10 protein-coding genes are annotated in these 16480 nt (G+C 70.0%); 4 read left to right on the forward strand and 6 right to left on the reverse strand.

The genetic code is table 11. The features are described 5' to 3' along the window. The first annotated feature begins 269 nt into the window (after positions 1 to 269). From glgX to ACGFIM_RS23855, 4 genes are all read left to right on the forward strand, one after another. Entirely contained in the window at positions 270 to 2363 is a 2094-nt protein-coding gene (gene glgX / locus ACGFIM_RS23840; RefSeq protein WP_393203680.1) for a glycogen debranching protein GlgX, read from the forward strand. Then, on the forward strand, positions 2356 to 4503 hold the full coding sequence (gene treY / locus ACGFIM_RS23845; protein ID WP_393203682.1) for a malto-oligosyltrehalose synthase: 2148 nt from the start codon (positions 2356 to 2358) through the stop codon (positions 4501 to 4503). The genes glgX and treY overlap by 8 nt, the downstream gene beginning before the upstream one ends. Further along, entirely contained in the window at positions 4493 to 6202 is a 1710-nt protein-coding gene (gene treZ / locus ACGFIM_RS23850) for a malto-oligosyltrehalose trehalohydrolase (protein ID WP_393203684.1), read from the forward strand. Before treY ends, treZ begins: the two co-directional genes overlap by 11 nt. 575 nt (positions 6203 to 6777) lie before the next feature. Further along, positions 6778 to 8706, forward strand: a complete 1929-nt coding sequence (locus ACGFIM_RS23855) for a hypothetical protein (RefSeq protein ID WP_393203686.1) — start codon at positions 6778 to 6780, stop codon at positions 8704 to 8706. Between the two features lie 399 nt (positions 8707 to 9105). Here the strand turns inward: ACGFIM_RS23855 and ACGFIM_RS23860 are convergent, their stop codons facing one another. The 6 genes from ACGFIM_RS23860 to ACGFIM_RS23885 all read right to left on the reverse strand — a co-directional run bounded on the left by ACGFIM_RS23860 (position 9106) and on the right by ACGFIM_RS23885 (position 16469). After that, positions 9106 to 10698, reverse strand: coding sequence for an FAD-dependent monooxygenase (locus tag ACGFIM_RS23860; RefSeq protein ID WP_393203688.1), 1593 nt, complete (start codon positions 10696 to 10698; stop codon positions 9106 to 9108). Positions 10699 to 11930: 1232 nt separating this feature from the next. Then, positions 11931 to 12221 carry an MTH1187 family thiamine-binding protein gene (locus ACGFIM_RS23865; protein WP_364060873.1) on the reverse strand — a complete coding sequence of 97 codons (291 nt, stop codon included), beginning with the start codon at positions 12219 to 12221 and terminating at the stop codon, positions 11931 to 11933. A gap of 705 nt (positions 12222 to 12926) precedes the next feature. Continuing rightward, on the reverse strand, positions 12927 to 13253 hold the full coding sequence (locus ACGFIM_RS23870) for a hypothetical protein (protein WP_393203690.1): 327 nt from the start codon (positions 13251 to 13253) through the stop codon (positions 12927 to 12929). A 10-nt stretch (positions 13254 to 13263) separates the two neighbouring features. Next, positions 13264 to 13941, reverse strand: coding sequence for a uracil-DNA glycosylase (locus ACGFIM_RS23875; RefSeq protein WP_393203692.1), 678 nt, complete (start codon positions 13939 to 13941; stop codon positions 13264 to 13266). A gap of 243 nt (positions 13942 to 14184) precedes the next feature. Beyond that, positions 14185 to 15096, reverse strand: coding sequence for a carbohydrate ABC transporter permease (locus ACGFIM_RS23880; protein WP_393203694.1), 912 nt, complete (start codon positions 15094 to 15096; stop codon positions 14185 to 14187). Then, complete coding sequence (locus tag ACGFIM_RS23885) at positions 15093 to 16469, reverse strand: carbohydrate ABC transporter permease (protein ID WP_393203696.1); 1377 nt, start codon at positions 16467 to 16469, stop codon at positions 15093 to 15095. The genes ACGFIM_RS23880 and ACGFIM_RS23885 overlap by 4 nt, the downstream gene beginning before the upstream one ends. Between the last annotated feature and the right edge of the window lie 11 nt (positions 16470 to 16480).

Here is a 16480-nt window from a genome sequence, read left to right on the forward strand (position 1 = left end):
CATCTTGACGGACCCGCACCCGTGCTGTGTGTCACTACCTGGGTTTTTCCGAATCCGGCACCACGTGGGCCGTGCATTGGCGCGTCTCGGTCAGGCGCTCGGGGCCGATCGGCGGCTTTCGCGCCGTCGGGGACGGCCTGCCCCGTTGACCTGGGGCCCGGCGGAGTGATCAGCGGCGTGGCGTGGGAAGGATCAGGGTCGTCCGAGGGGCGGGCTTGTCGCGTGGAGCGGGGGAACGGAACATGGGGAAAGACCGCAAGGGAGCCTCGATGATCGAGATCTGGCCGGGAGACCCCTATCCGCTCGGGGCCACGTACGACGGGGCCGGCACGAACTTCTCGCTTTACACCGAGGTCGCGGACAAGGTCGAGCTGTGCCTGTTCGACGATGACAACGTCGAGTCGCGGGTGCCGCTGACCGAGGTGGACGGGTTCATCTGGCACGGCTACCTGCCCGGCATCGGTCCCGGCCAGCGGTACGGCTATCGCGTGCACGGGCCGTACGACCCGGCGCGCGGGCTGCGCTGCAACCCGGCGAAGCTGCTGCTGGACCCGTACGCGATGGCCATCGAGGGCAGCGTGCGGTGGAACGAGGCGGTCTACGGCTACCGCTTCGGCCAGCCCGACTCGAGAAACGATCTCGACTCGGCGCCGTACGTGCCGCGCTCGGTCGTCATCAACCCGTTCTTCGGGTGGGGCCATGACCGGCCGCCGTCGACGCCGTACCACGACACGGTGATCTATGAGGCCCACGTACGGGGCCTGACGATCAGCCACCCCAAGATCCCGGAGCATCTGCGCGGCACGTACGCGGCGCTCGGCCACCCGGAGATCCTCGACCACCTCACCAAGCTGGGGGTGACGGCGATCGAGCTGATGCCGGTGCACCAGTTCGTCACCGATCACATCCTGGAGCAGCGCGGCCTGTCCAACTACTGGGGCTACAACTCGATCGGGTTCTTCGCCCCGCACAACCGCTACTCCAGCCAGGGGCAGCGCGGCGGGCAGGTGCTGGAGTTCAAGGCGATGGTGCGCTCGCTGCACGAGGCGGGCATCGAGGTGATCCTCGACGTCGTCTACAACCACACCGCCGAAGGCAACCATCTCGGGCCGACGCTGAGCTTCCGCGGCATCGACAACGTCAACTACTACCGGCTGGTCGAGGACGACCCGCGCTACTACGTCGACACCACGGGCACCGGCAACAGCCTGCTCATGCGCTCCCCCCACGTGCTGCAGATGATCATGGACTCGCTCCGCTACTGGGTCATCGAGATGCACGTGGACGGCTTCCGGTTCGACCTCGCATCCACGCTGGCCAGGGAGCTGCACGAGGTGGACCGGCTGAGCGCGTTCTTCGACCTGGTGCAGCAGGACCCGGTGCTGTCGCAGGTCAAGCTCATCGCCGAGCCGTGGGACGTCGGCCCGGGCGGCTACCAGGTCGGCAACTTCCCCTCGCGCTGGACGGAGTGGAACGGCCGCTACCGCGACACCATCCGCGACCTGTGGCGCGGCCAGCCGGCGACGCTGCCGGAGTTCGGCTCGCGCTTCACCGGCTCCAGCGACCTCTACAAGGACGACAGCCGCCGCCCGGCCGCCTCGATCAACTTCGTGACCTGCCACGACGGGTTCACGCTTCAGGACCTGGTGTCGTACAACCACAAGCACAACGAGGCGAACAAGGAGGGCAACCGCGACGGCACCGACGACAACCGGTCGTGGAACTGCGGCGAGGAGGGCCCGGCCGGCATCGCCGTCGAGTCGCTGCGCGAGCAGCAAAAGCGCAACTTCCTCACCACGCTCTTCCTGTCGCAGGGCGTGCCGATGCTCTCCCACGGCGACGAGCTGGGCCGCACCCAGAAGGGCAACAACAACGGCTACTGCCAGGACAACGAGCTGACCTGGGTGGACTGGTCCGACGTCAGGGAGAATTGGCTGCTGCTCGAGTTCACCCAGAGCCTGGCGGCGCTGCGCAAGAAGCATCCGGTCTTCCGCCGCCGCCGCTTCTTCTACGGCAAGCCCGTACGCGGCCTTAACGACATCGCCTGGCTCACCCCGGCGGGGGAGGAGATGACCGACGGCGACTGGAACGTCGGCTACGCCAAGTCGCTGGCCGTCTTCCTCAACGGCGACGCCATCACCGAACCCGACCGGCGCGGCCGGCCGATCAGGGACGACTCGTTCCTGCTGCTGTTCAACGCGCACCACGACACGATCACGTTCACGATCCCCAAGGACTATGGCGAGATGTGGCACACCGAGATCGACACGGCCATGCCGATCAGGCTCGACGCCCGCATGGTGAAGGCGGGGGACGCCATCGACGTGCCGGGCCGCAGCGTACGGGTGCTGCGCCGTGTCTGAGCCCGCCGTGGCCAGGCCCACGTCCACGTACCGGGTGCAGCTCACCCCGGACTTCGGCTTCGCGGAGGTGGCCGAGATCGCCGGGCAGCTGCGCGACCTCGGCGTCAGCCACGTGTACCTGTCGCCGATCCTGCAGGCCACGCCCGAGTCGCGGCACGGCTACGACGTGACCGACCACTCTCGCATCAGGGAGGAGTTCGGCGGCGCGACCGGGTTCAGGGAGATGGCGCAGCAGCTCGCCGCGCACGACCTGGGCATCGTGGTGGACATCGTGCCCAACCACATGAACACGATGAACGCCGCGTTCTGGTCGGTGCTGAAGGACGGACCCGAGTCGCCGTACGCGAACTGGTTCGACATCGACTGGGTGGACGGGAAGGTCGCGCTGCCCGTGCTCGGCGACGACATGGAGCCCGTCGTGGACGGCGACGTGCTGCGCTACCACGAGCACGCGTTCCCCTACCCGGGGCACTACCGGCTGGTCGACTGGCGCGAGGGCCCCGGCTACCGGCGCTTCTTCGACGTGTCGTCGCTGATCGGGCTGCGCGTCGAGGACCCGGCGGTGATGTTCGCGACCCACGAGGTGATCTTCTGGCTGCTGGACGAAGGGCTGGTGGACGGGCTGCGCGTCGATCACCCCGACGGCCTCGCCGACCCGCGCGGCTACCTCGAACGCCTGCGCGCCCGCGCGGGCAACGCCTGGACGGTCGTCGAAAAGATCCTCATCGGTCCTGAACGGCTGCCCGCCGACTGGGCGTGCGACGGCACCACCGGCTACGACGCGCTCAATCGTGTCAACGGCCTGTTCGTCGACCCCGACGGCGAGCAGCCGCTGATCGAGCTGTTCACCCGGCTGACCGGGCAGCCCGCCGACTACCGGCAGGTGATGGCGCAGGCCAAGCGCGAGGTGATCGACCTGTTCTTCGGTGCCGAGGTGGCGCGGCTGGCCAGGGTCACCCGGTGCTCGCCCGAGGCCGTGCGGGAGCTGCTCGCCGCGATGCCGGTCTACCGCGCGTACGTGGTGCCGGGCGAGCCGCCGCCGCCCGAGTCCGTCGAAATCGTCGAGCGGGCCGCCGCGACCTGCTCGCCCGCCGTCCGCCCGCTCGTCCAGGAGGTCCTGTACGGCTCCGCCGAGTCGATCGTGCGCTTCCAGCAGGCGTGCGGCCCCGTCATGGCCAAGGGCGTCGAGGACACCGCGCTCTACCGGTGGTTCCCGCTGGCCTGCCTCAACGAGGTGGGCGGCGAGCCGGACGTCTTCGGAATCCCGGTGGAGGAGTTCCACGAGTTCTGCGCGCGGATGCCGCCGTACACGATGACCACCCTGTCCACTCACGACACCAAACGCTCGGAGGACGTACGGGCGCGGCTCGCCGTGCTGTCGGAGATGCCGGGGGAGTGGGCGGCGGCCGTGGCCGAGTGGTCGGCGCAGGTCAGCTTCGACCCGCACCTCGACTACCTGGCCTGGCAGAACCTCATGGCGGCCTGGCCGATCTCCGCCGAGCGCTTCACCGACTACCTGCTCAAGGCGGCACGGGAGGCCAAGACCGCGATCTCCTGGGTCAGCCCCGACCCCGCCTACGAGCGGCGGCTGCGGGCCTTCGCCGAGGCCGCCGTGCGCCTGCCGGTCGGCGGGTTCACCGAGCGCATCGACCCGTACGCGATGTCCAACTCGCTCGGGGCCAAGCTGGTGCAGCTCATGATGCCCGGCGTCCCCGACGTCTACCAGGGCAACGAGACCACCGACTTCTCGCTGGTCGATCCCGACAACCGGCGGCCGGTGACGTACCCGCGCAAACCCGAGACCGCATGGGACTCCGCCAAGCTGCTCGTCACCACCCAGGCGCTGCGGCTGCGGCGGCGGCTCGGCGGCGAGGCCGCGTACCTGCCGCTGCGGGCCGAGGGCGAACGCGCCGGGCACGTGATCGCCTTCGCCAGGGGCGACCGGCCGCGCGCCGTCGCGGTGGCGACCCGGCTCCCCGTACGCCTGGCCGCCGCCGGCGGATGGGGGGCCACCACGCTGACGCTGCCCTCCGGCACCTGGAGGGACCTGCTCACCGGCCGCCTGCACACCGGCCGCATCCCGCTCGCTCACCTGCTCGGTCAGTACCCGGTCGCACTCCTGGAGAGACATGATCTTTGAGGTCTGGGCACCGAAGGCGACGGCGGTGGAAGTCGAGACCCTGGGCTCCCGCCGGGCGATGGAACGCGGCGAAGGAGGGTGGTGGTCGCTGGAGGTCGCGGAGGCCGGCCACGGCACCCGGTACGCGTACCTGGTGGACGGCGACGGCCCCTTCCCCGACCCGCGCTCCCGCCGCCAGCCCGAGGGCGTCTTCGGGCCGAGCGCCGTCTACGAGCACGACCGCTTCACCTGGTCCGACCACGACTGGAAAGGCCGCGACCTGCGCGGCGGCGTGATCTACGAGCTGCACATCGGCACGTTCACCCAGGAGGGGACGTTCACCGCCGCCATCGAGAAGCTGCCGCACCTCGTCGAGCTCGCCGTGGACTTCGTCGAGATCATGCCGGTCGCGCCCGTGCCCGGCACGCGCAACTGGGGCTATGACGGGGTCGATCTGTACGCCGTCAACGAGACGTACGGCGGACCCGACGGGCTCAAGATGTTCGTGGACGCCTGCCACCGGGCCGGTATCGGCGTGATCCTCGACGTCGTCTACAACCACCTCGGGCCGTCAGGGAACTTCCTGCGGCCGTTCGGGCCGTACTTCGCCGGGTTCGAGGGCAGCTACTGGGGCGAGGCGGTCAACCTCGACGGGCCGCACTCCGACGAAGTGCGCCGCTACTTCATCGGCAACGCCCTGCAGTGGCTGCGTGACTACCACATCGACGGCCTGCGCCTCGACGCCGTGCACGCCCTCCACGACCGCCGCGCCACCCACCTGCTCGCCGAGCTGGCCGCCGAAGTGGACGCGCTGGCCTGCGCCGTCGGACGTCCCCTGTCGCTGATCGCCGAATCCGACCTCAACGACCCGCGCATGGTCCGCTCGCTCGACGCGGGCGGCCTCGGCATGACCGCGCAGTGGAACGACGACGTCCACCACGCCCTGCACTGCGCGGTCTCCGGCGAGAGTCACGGCTACTACCAGGACTTCGCCGACCTGTCCGCCCTCGCCAAGGTGCTCACGCAGGGGGTCGTGCACGACGGTGCGTACTCCAGCTTCCGCTCCCGCACCCACGGCGCCTCCTTCGCCGGCGTGCCCGGTCACCGCCTCGTCGCCTGCCTGCAGAACCACGACCAGATCGGCAACCGCCCCCTCGGCGACCGGCTGCCGTTGACGGCGCTCAAACTCGGCGCCGGGCTGCTGCTCACCTCGCCGTTCACGCCGATGCTGTTCATGGGGGAGGAGTGGGGCGCGCGCTCGCCGTTCCTGTTCTTCTCCGACCACGTGGACCCCGAGCTGCGGGAGAGCGAGGGGACGCGGCGCGAACGGGAGTTCGTCGGCTTCGGCTACCGGTGGGAGGCGCCCGACCCCTCCGACGAGGAGACGTTCCTGCGCTCCAAGCTCGACTGGAGCGAGGTGAAGGAGGAGGCGCACTGGTCGCTGCTGTGCTGGTACCGCGACCTGATCGCGCTGCGCAAGGCCATGCCCGAACTGTCCGACCCGCGGCTCGACCGGGTGCGGGTGGAGGTCGATCCCTCGTCGCGGTGGCTGGTCATGTGGCGGGGTGCGCTGGCGGTGGCGGTGAACTTCGCGGAGGAGACGGTGACGGTGCCGGTGGGGAGGGGGACGGTGCTGCTGGCGTCGGACGAGCCGGTGACGTTCGGGGAGGACGGGCTCCGCCTGCCCGGCCAGTCCCTGACGATCACCCGCCCCGCCTGACCGCCCGGTCACGAACGATCACTCGCCCCGCTTGAGCGGCCGGTGAGTGGCGATCACTTGCTCCGCCTGACCACCCGGGGTCGTTGGTGAGCAACCGCCTCGCCTGACCGCCCGGTCACTGGCGATCACTCGCCCCGCTTGAGCGGCCGGTGAGTAGCGATCACTCGCTCCGTCTGACCGCCCGGTGAGTGGCGAGCACCCGTCCCCCTGGCCACCTCCCTCCGCCTACCTCCGGTCTCACTTGGCGAACCACCTGGAGCGCCCACGCTGACTGGTCGCCCGCCGCGTCGCCTGGCGGATCGCCGGGAGAACCCCCACTGACCCGTGCCGCCCGCAGAGTGCGGACGGCACGGTTTTCCACAGAGCACCGCGCAGAAGAAACACCTGTCCACAGAATGGGGTTCGGACCCGCGGACCCCACCCGCCTTCACCGATCCTGGGTGCCTCCTGATCCGGAGCTGGGCTCCCTTGGCCGGATCGTCGCAGTCCGTTCACCCACGTTCCCGCGAAGGCACGACCACATGAAGATCACTCTCCCCCTGCCTGCGACCACGACCTGCCGCTTCGTCGTCGCCATGGAGCACCTGCCGTTCGATCCCGCGTCCTTCATCCCCTGGCGGATAGGCGCCCCCTACCGGCGTGCGGCGATCACCGCCGCGTCCACCGGGATGCTCACGGTGACCCACCACCCCACGCCGTGGAGATCGGCGGGCACCGGCCTCACCGACGACGACAGGCGCCGCCTGCGCCGCACCAAGGAGCACCTCGTGGTCACCTCGACGGCGCCGCCGTACCGGCTGCCCACCGCCGCGCAGGTGGCGAGAGCGGCGGCCCGAGCCCTGGCCAAGGAGTGCGATGGCATCCTGATCGACCCGCTGACCGCCACGACCATCCTGACCTGCGGCCGCTGCTCGGGCGAGCCCACCCACTTCCGCCTCACCGACGACTGGCTGTCGTGGGACGTCCAGGTCCACGACGCCGCCACCTGCCCGCCCTGCGACCCCTCCGATTTGAGCGCCTGCGACTGCCTGCGGGTCACGTCGAGGGGCCTGCGCCGCTTCGCCCTCCCCGAGGTCACCCTCGACGGCGCCTCCTGCGCCCACAACCTCTGCGCGACCAACCTCCTGCGCACGGTCGCCAACCGCCTGGTGACCGACCACCTGTCCTATCTCAACGCCCACCCGGGCGCCGCCGCCCGCAAGATCGACGACTTCCTCCGCATCCACCTCTCCGACCAGCCGGACGGTGGTCTGCCCTTCGGGGTCCAGCTCACGCCGTACGACGCCGACGCGGCCGAGCTGGGCCGCACGGGCGGCGTCCGCCGCCTCAAGATCGGCCCTGCGCCCGGCGCCGGCCGGATCACCTGCCTCAAGGTCGGCCCGCCCTCGGGCTTCAGCGGCTCCCTCAACTCCTGGCTCTGCGCCACGCATGCCGCCCGCCACGCCCCCGCGCGCCGCTCCCAGACCACCATCTCTACCCCCGCCACCCGCACAACCGAGCCCGCAGCCACCCCAGCCACCCCGACCCCTCCAGCCGCGACGACCACCACCGCTCTCACGCCCGCCCCCCGTACGGCTGCCGTCACAAAAGACCCTGATGCTCCGCTCACCGTTACCCCACTCGCCCCCACCAGCGGCGAGGGCGGGACCGCAGGAAGTTCGCTCACCCCAGGCGCTGTGGCATCCTCCGGCGTTTCTGCCGCCGTCTCTCGGCTTGCCCCTGTCAGCGGGAGGGCCGGGGCTGCGGGGTCCTTTGGCACCTCCGGCGCTGTGGCATCCTCCGGTGTTTCTGTCGCCGTCACCCCGCTCACCCCTGCCATCGAAAGGGCCGGAGCTACAGGCACCTCGGTCACCTCGGATGCCGCGGAAGGCTCCGAGGCTCCGGCCGCCGTCACCCGGCTCGCCCTCACCAGTCGTCCGGTTGCCGCCTCGGGCGCTTTCGGCGCTTCGGAGGTTGCGGGAGCCTCCGGTGCTCGGGCACGGGTCACTCGGCTTGTCCCCGCCAGTCTGGTCGCCGCCTCGGGCGCTTCCGGTGCTTCGGAAGCTGCGGAAGCCTCCGGTGCTCTGGCCGCTGTCGCCGCGGCCGCTCGTGACACCCGCGCCGCTGCTGCCGGGGGAGCCTCGGGCAGTTCGGCCGCTGTGCCGGCGGCTGGCTCCGCCACTCCGGCCACGCCCCTCTCCACCGCCCACGACACCCGCAGTGCCCCCGCACCTGCGGAGTCCGCTGTCACCTCGGCCTCCGTGACGGCTCTGACCTCTGCCGCCTGCGGCGCCGTTGCTGCGGAGAGCTCACTCGCTTCAGCCTCCGTGACGGCGCTCGCCTCCGACGCCCGCTTCACCGTTCTTGCGGAGGACGATCCCGGCGACTCGGCCACCGTGACCGCGATCACCTCGGCTACCCGAGCCGCGCGCAGAGCGATCGACCCAGGCGAGCAAGCCGCAGAGGTCGCGCACGACCGGAGCAGGCCGACCCCTGGCGACTTCGACGCCGCCATGGCCGCATGACCCTTCAACGATGGCCCGAACTCGCCTACCGGCGTTCGCCTTCGCAGGGCCTCGTCGGATCCGATGCCGTCTTCTGCGTTCGCCTTCGCCGGACCGCGTCGGGCACGATGCCACCCGCCGACGTCCGCCTTCGCTTGCCCCGTCGGGCTTGATGTCGTCTGCTGGCGTTCGCCTTGGCTGGGTCCCGTCGGGTTCGATGGCACCTGCCGACGTCCCCTTCGCTGGGTCCCGTCGGATCCGATGCAGTCTGTCGACGTCCCCTTCGCCGGACCTTGTCGGGTTCGATGTCGTCTGCTGACGCCCGCCCATGCCGGGCCCCGCCGAGCCTCCCCGTTCAGAGGCGGGGCCTCCTCGATCAGAGGGTGGGGTTTCCCGGTCAGAGGTTGGGCGAGCCGGGGCTCAGCGGCTGAGGATGCGGCGGAGGACGCGCTCCAGGGTGCCCATCGGGTCGGGGTCGGCCTCGGGGGAGCGCCAGGCCACGTACCCGTCCGGCCGCACGAGCACGGCGCCGCTCTCGGTCACGCCGTACCGCTTGGTGAAGCACCCCTCCACGTCGATCAGCTCGTCGCCGACGAGCAGCCGCGTGAGGCGGATCCCGAGCCGCTCCTTGACCAGCCGCCCGGCGTCCACCCACGCCTGGCCGCCGGGCTTGGCGGCCAGCAGGACGAAGCCGGAGCCGAACAGGTCGATGGTGGAGATCCGCCGGCCGGCCCAGTCGAGGACGACGTGCGGGGCCCGGCTGCCGGGCCGCCCGGTCGGGACGCGCGGGTCCTCAAGGAGCGAGCCGTCGTCGCCGGGCTCGTCGATGATGGCCGTGGAGTGGTAGCGGCGGCCGAGGAGCACGCCGGTCGGGTCCTCCAGGGGCTCGGGGTAGCCGACGCGGGCCTCGGGCGGCATGCGTACGCCGAGGTTGGCGAGCTGCGCGTCGGCCATCAGCTTGCCGATGGGACGTCGCTCGGCGTCGTAGGTGTCCAGGAAGTCCGGCCCCGCCTGGCCGGTGAGGACGAGCCAGAGCCGCCAGGCGATGTCGCAGCCGTCCTCGATGGCGGTGCTGCCGCCCTGCCCGCCGGTGGGCGGCATGGTGTGGGCGGCGTCGCCGGCGAAGAACACCCGCCCGACGCGGTAGGTGTCGGCCAGTACGTGGGAGATGTTGAACATGGGCCGATCGATGACGCGTACGTCGAGGTGGGGCCGCCCGGTGGCCAGGCGGATCAGCTCGACGCAGCGTTCGTCGGTGAAGTCGGCCTCGGTCTCGCCGTCCTTGAGGTTGACGCCGAGCACGTGGCTTCCGGTCCCGGTGCCGGTGACGATCACACCGGTGAAGACGTCGTTCTGCAGGTACCAAAGGGTGACCTCACGGTCCCTGACCAGGCCGGACAGGTCGGCGTCGAACATGATCGAGCGCATCCGGCTCAGCGGCCCCTTGCCGGAGGTCGGGACGTCCAGCGCCTTGCGCAGCGGGCTGCGGGAGCCGTCGGCGGCCACCACGTAGTCGGCCCGAACGAGGCGGTCGCCGTCCTCGTCCCTGATCCGCGCGGTCACGCCGGTGCCGTCCTGCTCAAGGGAGATCAGCTCGGTGGAGAAGCGCAGGTCGGCGCCGAGGTCTTCGGCCTTTCCGCGCAGGACGCGCTCGATCTCCGCCTGCGGCGCGCCGACCCTGGGGGCGGGGCTGAGCTCGGACAGCCAGGCGAGATCTTCGTCCTCGTGGATGAGGATGTGGGGATTCGGGTCGGCGAGGCTCGAGGCGATCGCGATACGCATGTCGTCTCCGATGCCGGCCCAGATGGCGCTCAGCTCCTCCTCGATGCCCGGTACCATCCGCAGCATCTCGAGCGCCTGCGGCCCCACACCGAAGGCCTTGGGCTGCACGGACGTGCTAGCGTGCCGCTCGACCAGCATGACGGGGATCTCACGCCAGGCCAGGAGCGTCGCCGCGCTCAATCCCGCGTACCCGCCGCCGACCACCAGGACCTGCACCCGCTCTAGCTCCATTGCCCGCTACCTCCGAGTCGCGTACTATCGCGTTTACGCGAGACACGATATGTCGCGTAGTTCGCGACGGTCAAGATATATCTTGAGTTTGGTCTTTGTGGTCCGCGCAAGCGGTTCGGTGCCGTACGGCCCTGGCGTTCTCGTGCTAACCGGGCGAGCGAGCAGGGCGCAGTCATCTGAGGCGGGTAGGGGGAGCGCCGCGTCGCCTTACGGGGCTGGGCGGAGTGAGCGGCGCGCCGCCTCCCGAAGCCGGCCGGTGCCGTACGGCCCTGGTGGACCTCGCGCTCATCACCTCGCGCTCATCGTGGAAGCGGGCAGCACGCCGCCTTCTGCGCGGCGACGAGGACGCGGCGGCGATCGTGGACCGCTACCACACGCCGGACACCGTCGAGGTGGCCGACGGACACCGGATGGACCGGGAGAAGCTGATCGCGCACACTCGTCCGTTGCGCAGGAGCCGGCCGGTCAGCCACATGGAAGTGCACGAGGCGGTGGCGGACGGCGACCGGCTCGCCGCCCGGTACACGCTGCACGTTCAGTGCGCCCGATACACGCTGCACGTTCAGCGGCGGAAGAAGGAGTTCGTCGATGGAGGTGTACTTCTTCCGGGTGGTTCGCGAACGACGGGCGGATGCGCGAGGCGCACATGGTCACCCGCATGCTTCCCGCGGGCGGGGGCGGCTGGGAAAGGACGGCCAGGCGGCCGGCGAGCGCTCAGGGGCGCGTCGTGGTGGGCGCTCTGGCGGGCACCCCAGGGAGGAGGTGACGGGGGGACCACCAGCACTTACGTGGTGAGCGGCATGGCGTGTGCGAGGTGAGCGGCATGGCGTGTGCGAGGTGAGCGGCATGGCGTGCGGGCACTGCGTCGATGCCGTCACCGGAGAGCGCTCGAACGCGCTCGGGCTCGAGCGGCTGGTTTGACCTCTCGGGTTGAGTGGCCGGTCTCGTCCCTGAGTTGCAGGACCGGTCTGAGCGCTCCTCGGGTTGTGGGTCGGTTGGTGCGCTCCTCGGGTTGTGGGGCCGGTTAGAGCGCTCCACGGGTTGCGAGACCGGTTAGTGCGCTCCTCGGGTTGCGGGGCCGGTCTGAGCGCTCCTCCGGTAGCGGGACCCGTTTAAGTGGTCCTTGGGTTGTGGGGCGGGGCCGAGCAGTTCTAGGAGCTGCGGAATCAGTCCGGTGGGGCTCGGGTCGAGCAGCCGGTCTCAGCGCTCGGGCGTGAGATCGAGGGCTGCGGTCAGGAGAGGTGGCGTTCGAGGGACTCGAGCTTGGACGTCATGCCGTCCGTGACGCCTTCCCTGATGTCGGCCTTCAGTACGAGGCTGACTCGCGGCGCCACCTCGGCCACGGCGTCCACGGCGCGCTTGACGACGTCCATGACCTCGTCCCACTCGCCTTCGATGGTGGTGAACATCGCGTCCGTACGGTTGGGCAGACCGCTGTCGCGGACGACCTTGACGGCGCGGGCGACGTGCTCGGCGACTCCCTCGCCGACGCCCAGCGGGGTGATGGAGAATGCGACGATCATGGGAGCTTCCTCTCGGTGATCTCAGAAGAAGATCCTAGCCAGCGAGCGCTGGAGGGTTTTCCTGTGGGCCGACGCTGCCTGCGGGGGTCCTGCGCTCCAGTGGGTTCGCCTTAAGCCCGTGGGTCTTCTGCGCGTTGGGTTTCTGTCGGGGTCGTCTGGCGTGGGTCTTCTGCGCGTTGGGTTTCTGTCGGGGTCGTCTGGCGTGGGTCTTCCGTTAGCCCGTGGGTCTTCTGCGCGTTGGGTTCCTGCCGGGGTCGTCCGGCGTGGGTCGAGGGCCGGCCCGTGCTTCCGTGGGCTGTGCCGGTGTGAATCGCGGGCTCGCTCGTGCCAATGGTGCCCGTGGTCGGTGCTCCTGCCCACCATCTGTTCAGCCGGAGAGCGCATCGAGGTCAGGCGGGGCGAGAGGCGGCACCTGTCCCGGCCGGCCTCAACCTGAAACGGCCCGCCGGGTTCCCGGAGAGGGCAGGATGGGCCGTCCTGGTTCTCGGAGAGGGCGGAGAGGCCGTCTGGTCGGGGAGAAGGGGGAGAGGCCGTCCTGGTTCTCGGAGAGGGCGGAGGGGCCGTCTGAGGAGAGGGTGGAGAGGTCGTCTGGTCTCGGGAAGGTGGAGGGGCCGTTCTGGTTCTCGGAGAGGGGGGAGAGGGGGGAGGGTGATCGAGCGAAGAGCCACGACGCTCGGGAAAAACGCCGTGGCCGCCGCTGTACGGTCACGCGTGGTCGTGCTCTTCCTCGTCCTCTTCCTCGCTGGGCCCCTCGGACGGCTCGACGCCCAGGACGGCTTCGCGAGGTTCGATCTCGTCGATGTGGTCGACGAGCTGCAGCACGTGATCGGGTTCGATCAGCCACTGCAGGGCGGAGGCGCCGCTGTCGTCGGATGCGACCAGTTCGGCCTGCTCCGTACGCTCCTCCTCGGTCAGGTCGGCGTCGGGGTGCCTGATCTCACGCAGCGCCGCCGCCTGAAGCGCGTCCATGTCGAGCACTTCGACGGTCAGCTCGACCGTGAGGCGCAGGTACTTCGGTTCTTCATCACTCATGGCGACGATGCTAGGGCAGCTTCCACTCGACAGGCGCGGCGCCTTGCTGGATGAGGAGCTCATTGGCGCGGCTGAAGGGCCGCGAGCCGAAGAAGCCGCTGCGCGCGGAGAGCGGGGAGGGGTGGGCGGATTCGATGCGCGGGACGTCGCCGAGCATGGGGGCGAGGTTGCGGGCGTCGCGGCCCCACAGGATGGCGACCAGGGGCTTGCCGCGGGCGACGAGGGCGCGGATGGCCTGCTCGGTGACCTCTTCCCAGCCCTTGCCGCGGTGGGAGGCGGGCTTGCCCGGCATGACGGTGAGCACTCTGTTGAGCAGCAGCACGCCTTGCTCGGCCCACGGGGTGAGGTCGCCGTTGGAGGGGCGGGGCAGGCCGAGGTCGCTCTCCAGCTCTTTGAAGATGTTGACCAGGCTGCCCGGCAGGGGCCTGACGCCGGGGGCGACGGAGAACGACAGCCCGACGGGGTGTCCGGGGGTGGGGTAGGGGTCCTGCCCCACGATGAGCACCTTGACGTCGTCGAAGGGCTGGTTGAAGGCGCGCAGGACGTTCGCGCCGGCGGGCAGGTACTGCCTGCCTTCGGCGAGCTCCTTGCGCAGGAAGTCGCCCATCTGGGCGATCCGATCTGCGACGGGCTCCAGCGCGCGGGCCCATCCGGCTTCGACGACTTCGTGCAGTGGACGACCGGCCATGAAGGTTGAGCTTAGTCAGGTCTGGTACGGCTTGCCGCCGAAACGTCTTGCCCGGCCGTACCAGAATGATCACATACGCGCGCCTGGCGTGCCCGCGTGCGCCCCGTGCCACCGGAACACGGAGCGCTCGCCCGCCCCGGAACGCGCGAGCGCGCCTTCCCGGAGCGCGCGGGTGCCGGACCGGAACACGCGAGCGCCCGCCCGCCCCGAGAAGGAGGCGAGCGGGCGCCGCTCAGCGGCCGGTCACTTGACGGAGCCGGCCATCATGCCCTGGACGAAGTACCGCTGGAACGCGAAGAACAGGATCAGCGGAATGATCAGCGACATGAACGCGCCCGACGACAGGATGTCGACGTTCGATCCGAACTGCCGCATCTGAGACTGCAGGTACTTGGTCATCGGCTGGTTGCCGGTGTTGGCGAAGACCAGCGCGATGAGCATGTCGTTCCACACCCACAGGAACTGGAAGATGCCCAGTGAGGCGATGGCGGGCTTGCCCAGCGGGAAGACGACCGAGCGGAAGATCTTCCACTCGGAGGCGCCGTCCATGCGGGCGGCCTCCAGCAGCGAGGCGGGGATGCCGACGAAGAAGTTCCGCAGCAGGAAGATCGCGAACGGCAGGCCGAAGGCGACGTGGAACAGCACCACGCCGGGGATCGAGCCGAAGATCCCGGTGGCGCCGTAGAAGGACGCGATGGGGATCAGCGCGATCTGGATCGGCACGATGAGCAGGCCGACGACGACGAGGAAGGCGAGGTCGCGGCCGGGGAAGTCGACCCAGGCGAACGCGTACGCCGCCATGGCCGCGATGCCGATCACCAGGATCGTGCTGGGCACCGTGATGAGGACGGTGTTCCAGAACGAGGCGGTGAACCCGCTGCCGAGCAGGTTGGCGTAGTTCTGCAGGGTCAGCTCGGTCGGCTTGGTGAAGATCGTCCACCAGCCCTCGGCGTTGTTGACCTGCGTCGTGCGCAGGGAGACGACGAGCAGGCCGAGGGTCGGCACCAGCCAGAACAGGCCGAGCACGATCATGACGACCTGGACGAGGCCGCCGCCCACGCGATCGACGATCTTGCCCAGCGTGCCCCGCTGCGGCGCGCCCGAGGCCACCCCCGACGGCGCGCCGGAGGATGCGGTGGCGGTCGCGGTGGTCATTGCTCTCCCCTCCGGAACCGTCGGATGTTCATGATCATGAAGGGAAGGACCAGGATGAGCAGGAAGACGGCCAGTGCGCTGCCCAGCCCCTGGTTGTTCCCGCCGCCGAACGACACGCGCCACATCTCGAGCGCGACCACGTTCGCCTGCGGTTGCACCGAGGACGGGGCGATGATGAACACCAGGTCGAACACCTTCAGGGTATTGATGATCATCGTCACGAAGACGACGAGCAGGACCGGCGAGAGCAGCGGCACGGTGATCTTGCGGAACACCTGCCACTCCGTGGCGCCGTCGATGCGGGCGGCCTCCAGCGCGTCGCGCGGGATGCCGGCGAGGCCGGCGGCGATGAGCACCATGGCGAATCCGGCCCAGACCCAGACGAACGCGCCGATGATCGCCGGGGTGATGAGTGTCGGGCCGAGCCAGGTCAGGCCGTTGTAGGCGGCCTCGAAGTTGTCCTTCGGCAGCCGTACGGTGTAGGCGCCGTCGGGCAGGTCATTGAAGTGGAACGTGCCGTCGGCGGCGGTCGTGGCGGTGGCCTTGACCTCGCCGTTCTGCACGGCTTCGACGGTCATGCCGGGCAGGCCCTTCTCGGTGCCGTCCACGACGTTGACCTGGCCGCCGCCGCCCGGCGTGAAGTCGAACCACACCGTTCCCGACAGTCCGGGTCCGGCCGTGGCGGCCTTGGCGGGCTGGGCGTCGGAGGGCAGCACGTCCGGCTTGACGCCGACGATCGGGATCAGCACCGGCTGCCCGGTCTGGACGGGCTGCTTGGTGACGACCGCGCCGTTGTCGGCGGCGACGGGCGACTGGTCGCCCTCGCGCGGCCGGGCCTCGGGGTAGCCCTGCGAGGAGGAGAACGTGTCGTGGACGGTGGTGAGGATGGCGTTGGCCAGGCCCTTGTCGGGGTTCTCCTCGTAGACGAGGCGGAAGATGACGCCTGCGGCCATCAGGGAGACGGCCATGGGCATGAACACGATCAGCTTGAACGCGGTGGCCCACTTGATCCGCTCGGTCAGCACCGCGAAGATCAGTCCCAGCGTGGTGACGATGATCGGTGCGACGACGACCCAGATGAGGTTGTTGCGGATCGTGGTGAGCATGCCCGAATCGGTGAAGATCGTGGCGTAGTTGCCCAGGCCCACGAATCCGGTGCCCGCGGCGTCGAACAGGCTCCGGAAGACGGAGTAGACGATCGGATAGACCACCCAGATGCCCAGCAGCAGCGCCGCCGGGAGGAGGAAGGCGATGGCGACCGCCGGGGAGGGGCCGAGGCGTTGTCTCGTGCGGGGGGTTTCAGCCGGTCCGGTGGGAGGCTCGCCCGCGGTGGCCACGGGCGAGTCCTGCCGGCCGTCCAACCGTTCGGTCACGGCCTTACCTC

It is taken from the genome of Nonomuraea sp. NPDC049309, from assembly GCF_043196965.1.
GTDB lineage: Bacteria > Actinomycetota > Actinomycetes > Streptosporangiales > Streptosporangiaceae > Nonomuraea > Nonomuraea fastidiosa.

Bases quoted from the DNA above. Each gene is read 5' to 3' on its own strand.
- glgX (WP_393203680.1), top strand. From the start codon at position 270: ATGATCGAGATCTGGCCGGGAGACCCCTATCCGCTCGGGGCCACGTAC.
- treZ (WP_393203684.1), top strand. From the start codon at position 4,493: ATGATCTTTGAGGTCTGGGCACCGAAGGCGACGGCGGTGGAAGTCGAG.
- ACGFIM_RS23855 (WP_393203686.1), top strand. From the start codon at position 6,778: ATGGAGCACCTGCCGTTCGATCCCGCGTCCTTCATCCCCTGGCGGATA.
- ACGFIM_RS23860 (WP_393203688.1), bottom strand. From the start codon at position 10,698: ATGGAGCTAGAGCGGGTGCAGGTCCTGGTGGTCGGCGGCGGGTACGCG.
- ACGFIM_RS23865 (WP_364060873.1), bottom strand. From the start codon at position 12,221: ATGATCGTCGCATTCTCCATCACCCCGCTGGGCGTCGGCGAGGGAGTC.
- ACGFIM_RS23870 (WP_393203690.1), bottom strand. From the start codon at position 13,253: ATGAGTGATGAAGAACCGAAGTACCTGCGCCTCACGGTCGAGCTGACC.
- ACGFIM_RS23875 (WP_393203692.1), bottom strand. From the start codon at position 13,941: ATGGCCGGTCGTCCACTGCACGAAGTCGTCGAAGCCGGATGGGCCCGC.
- ACGFIM_RS23880 (WP_393203694.1), bottom strand. From the start codon at position 15,096: ATGACCACCGCGACCGCCACCGCATCCTCCGGCGCGCCGTCGGGGGTG.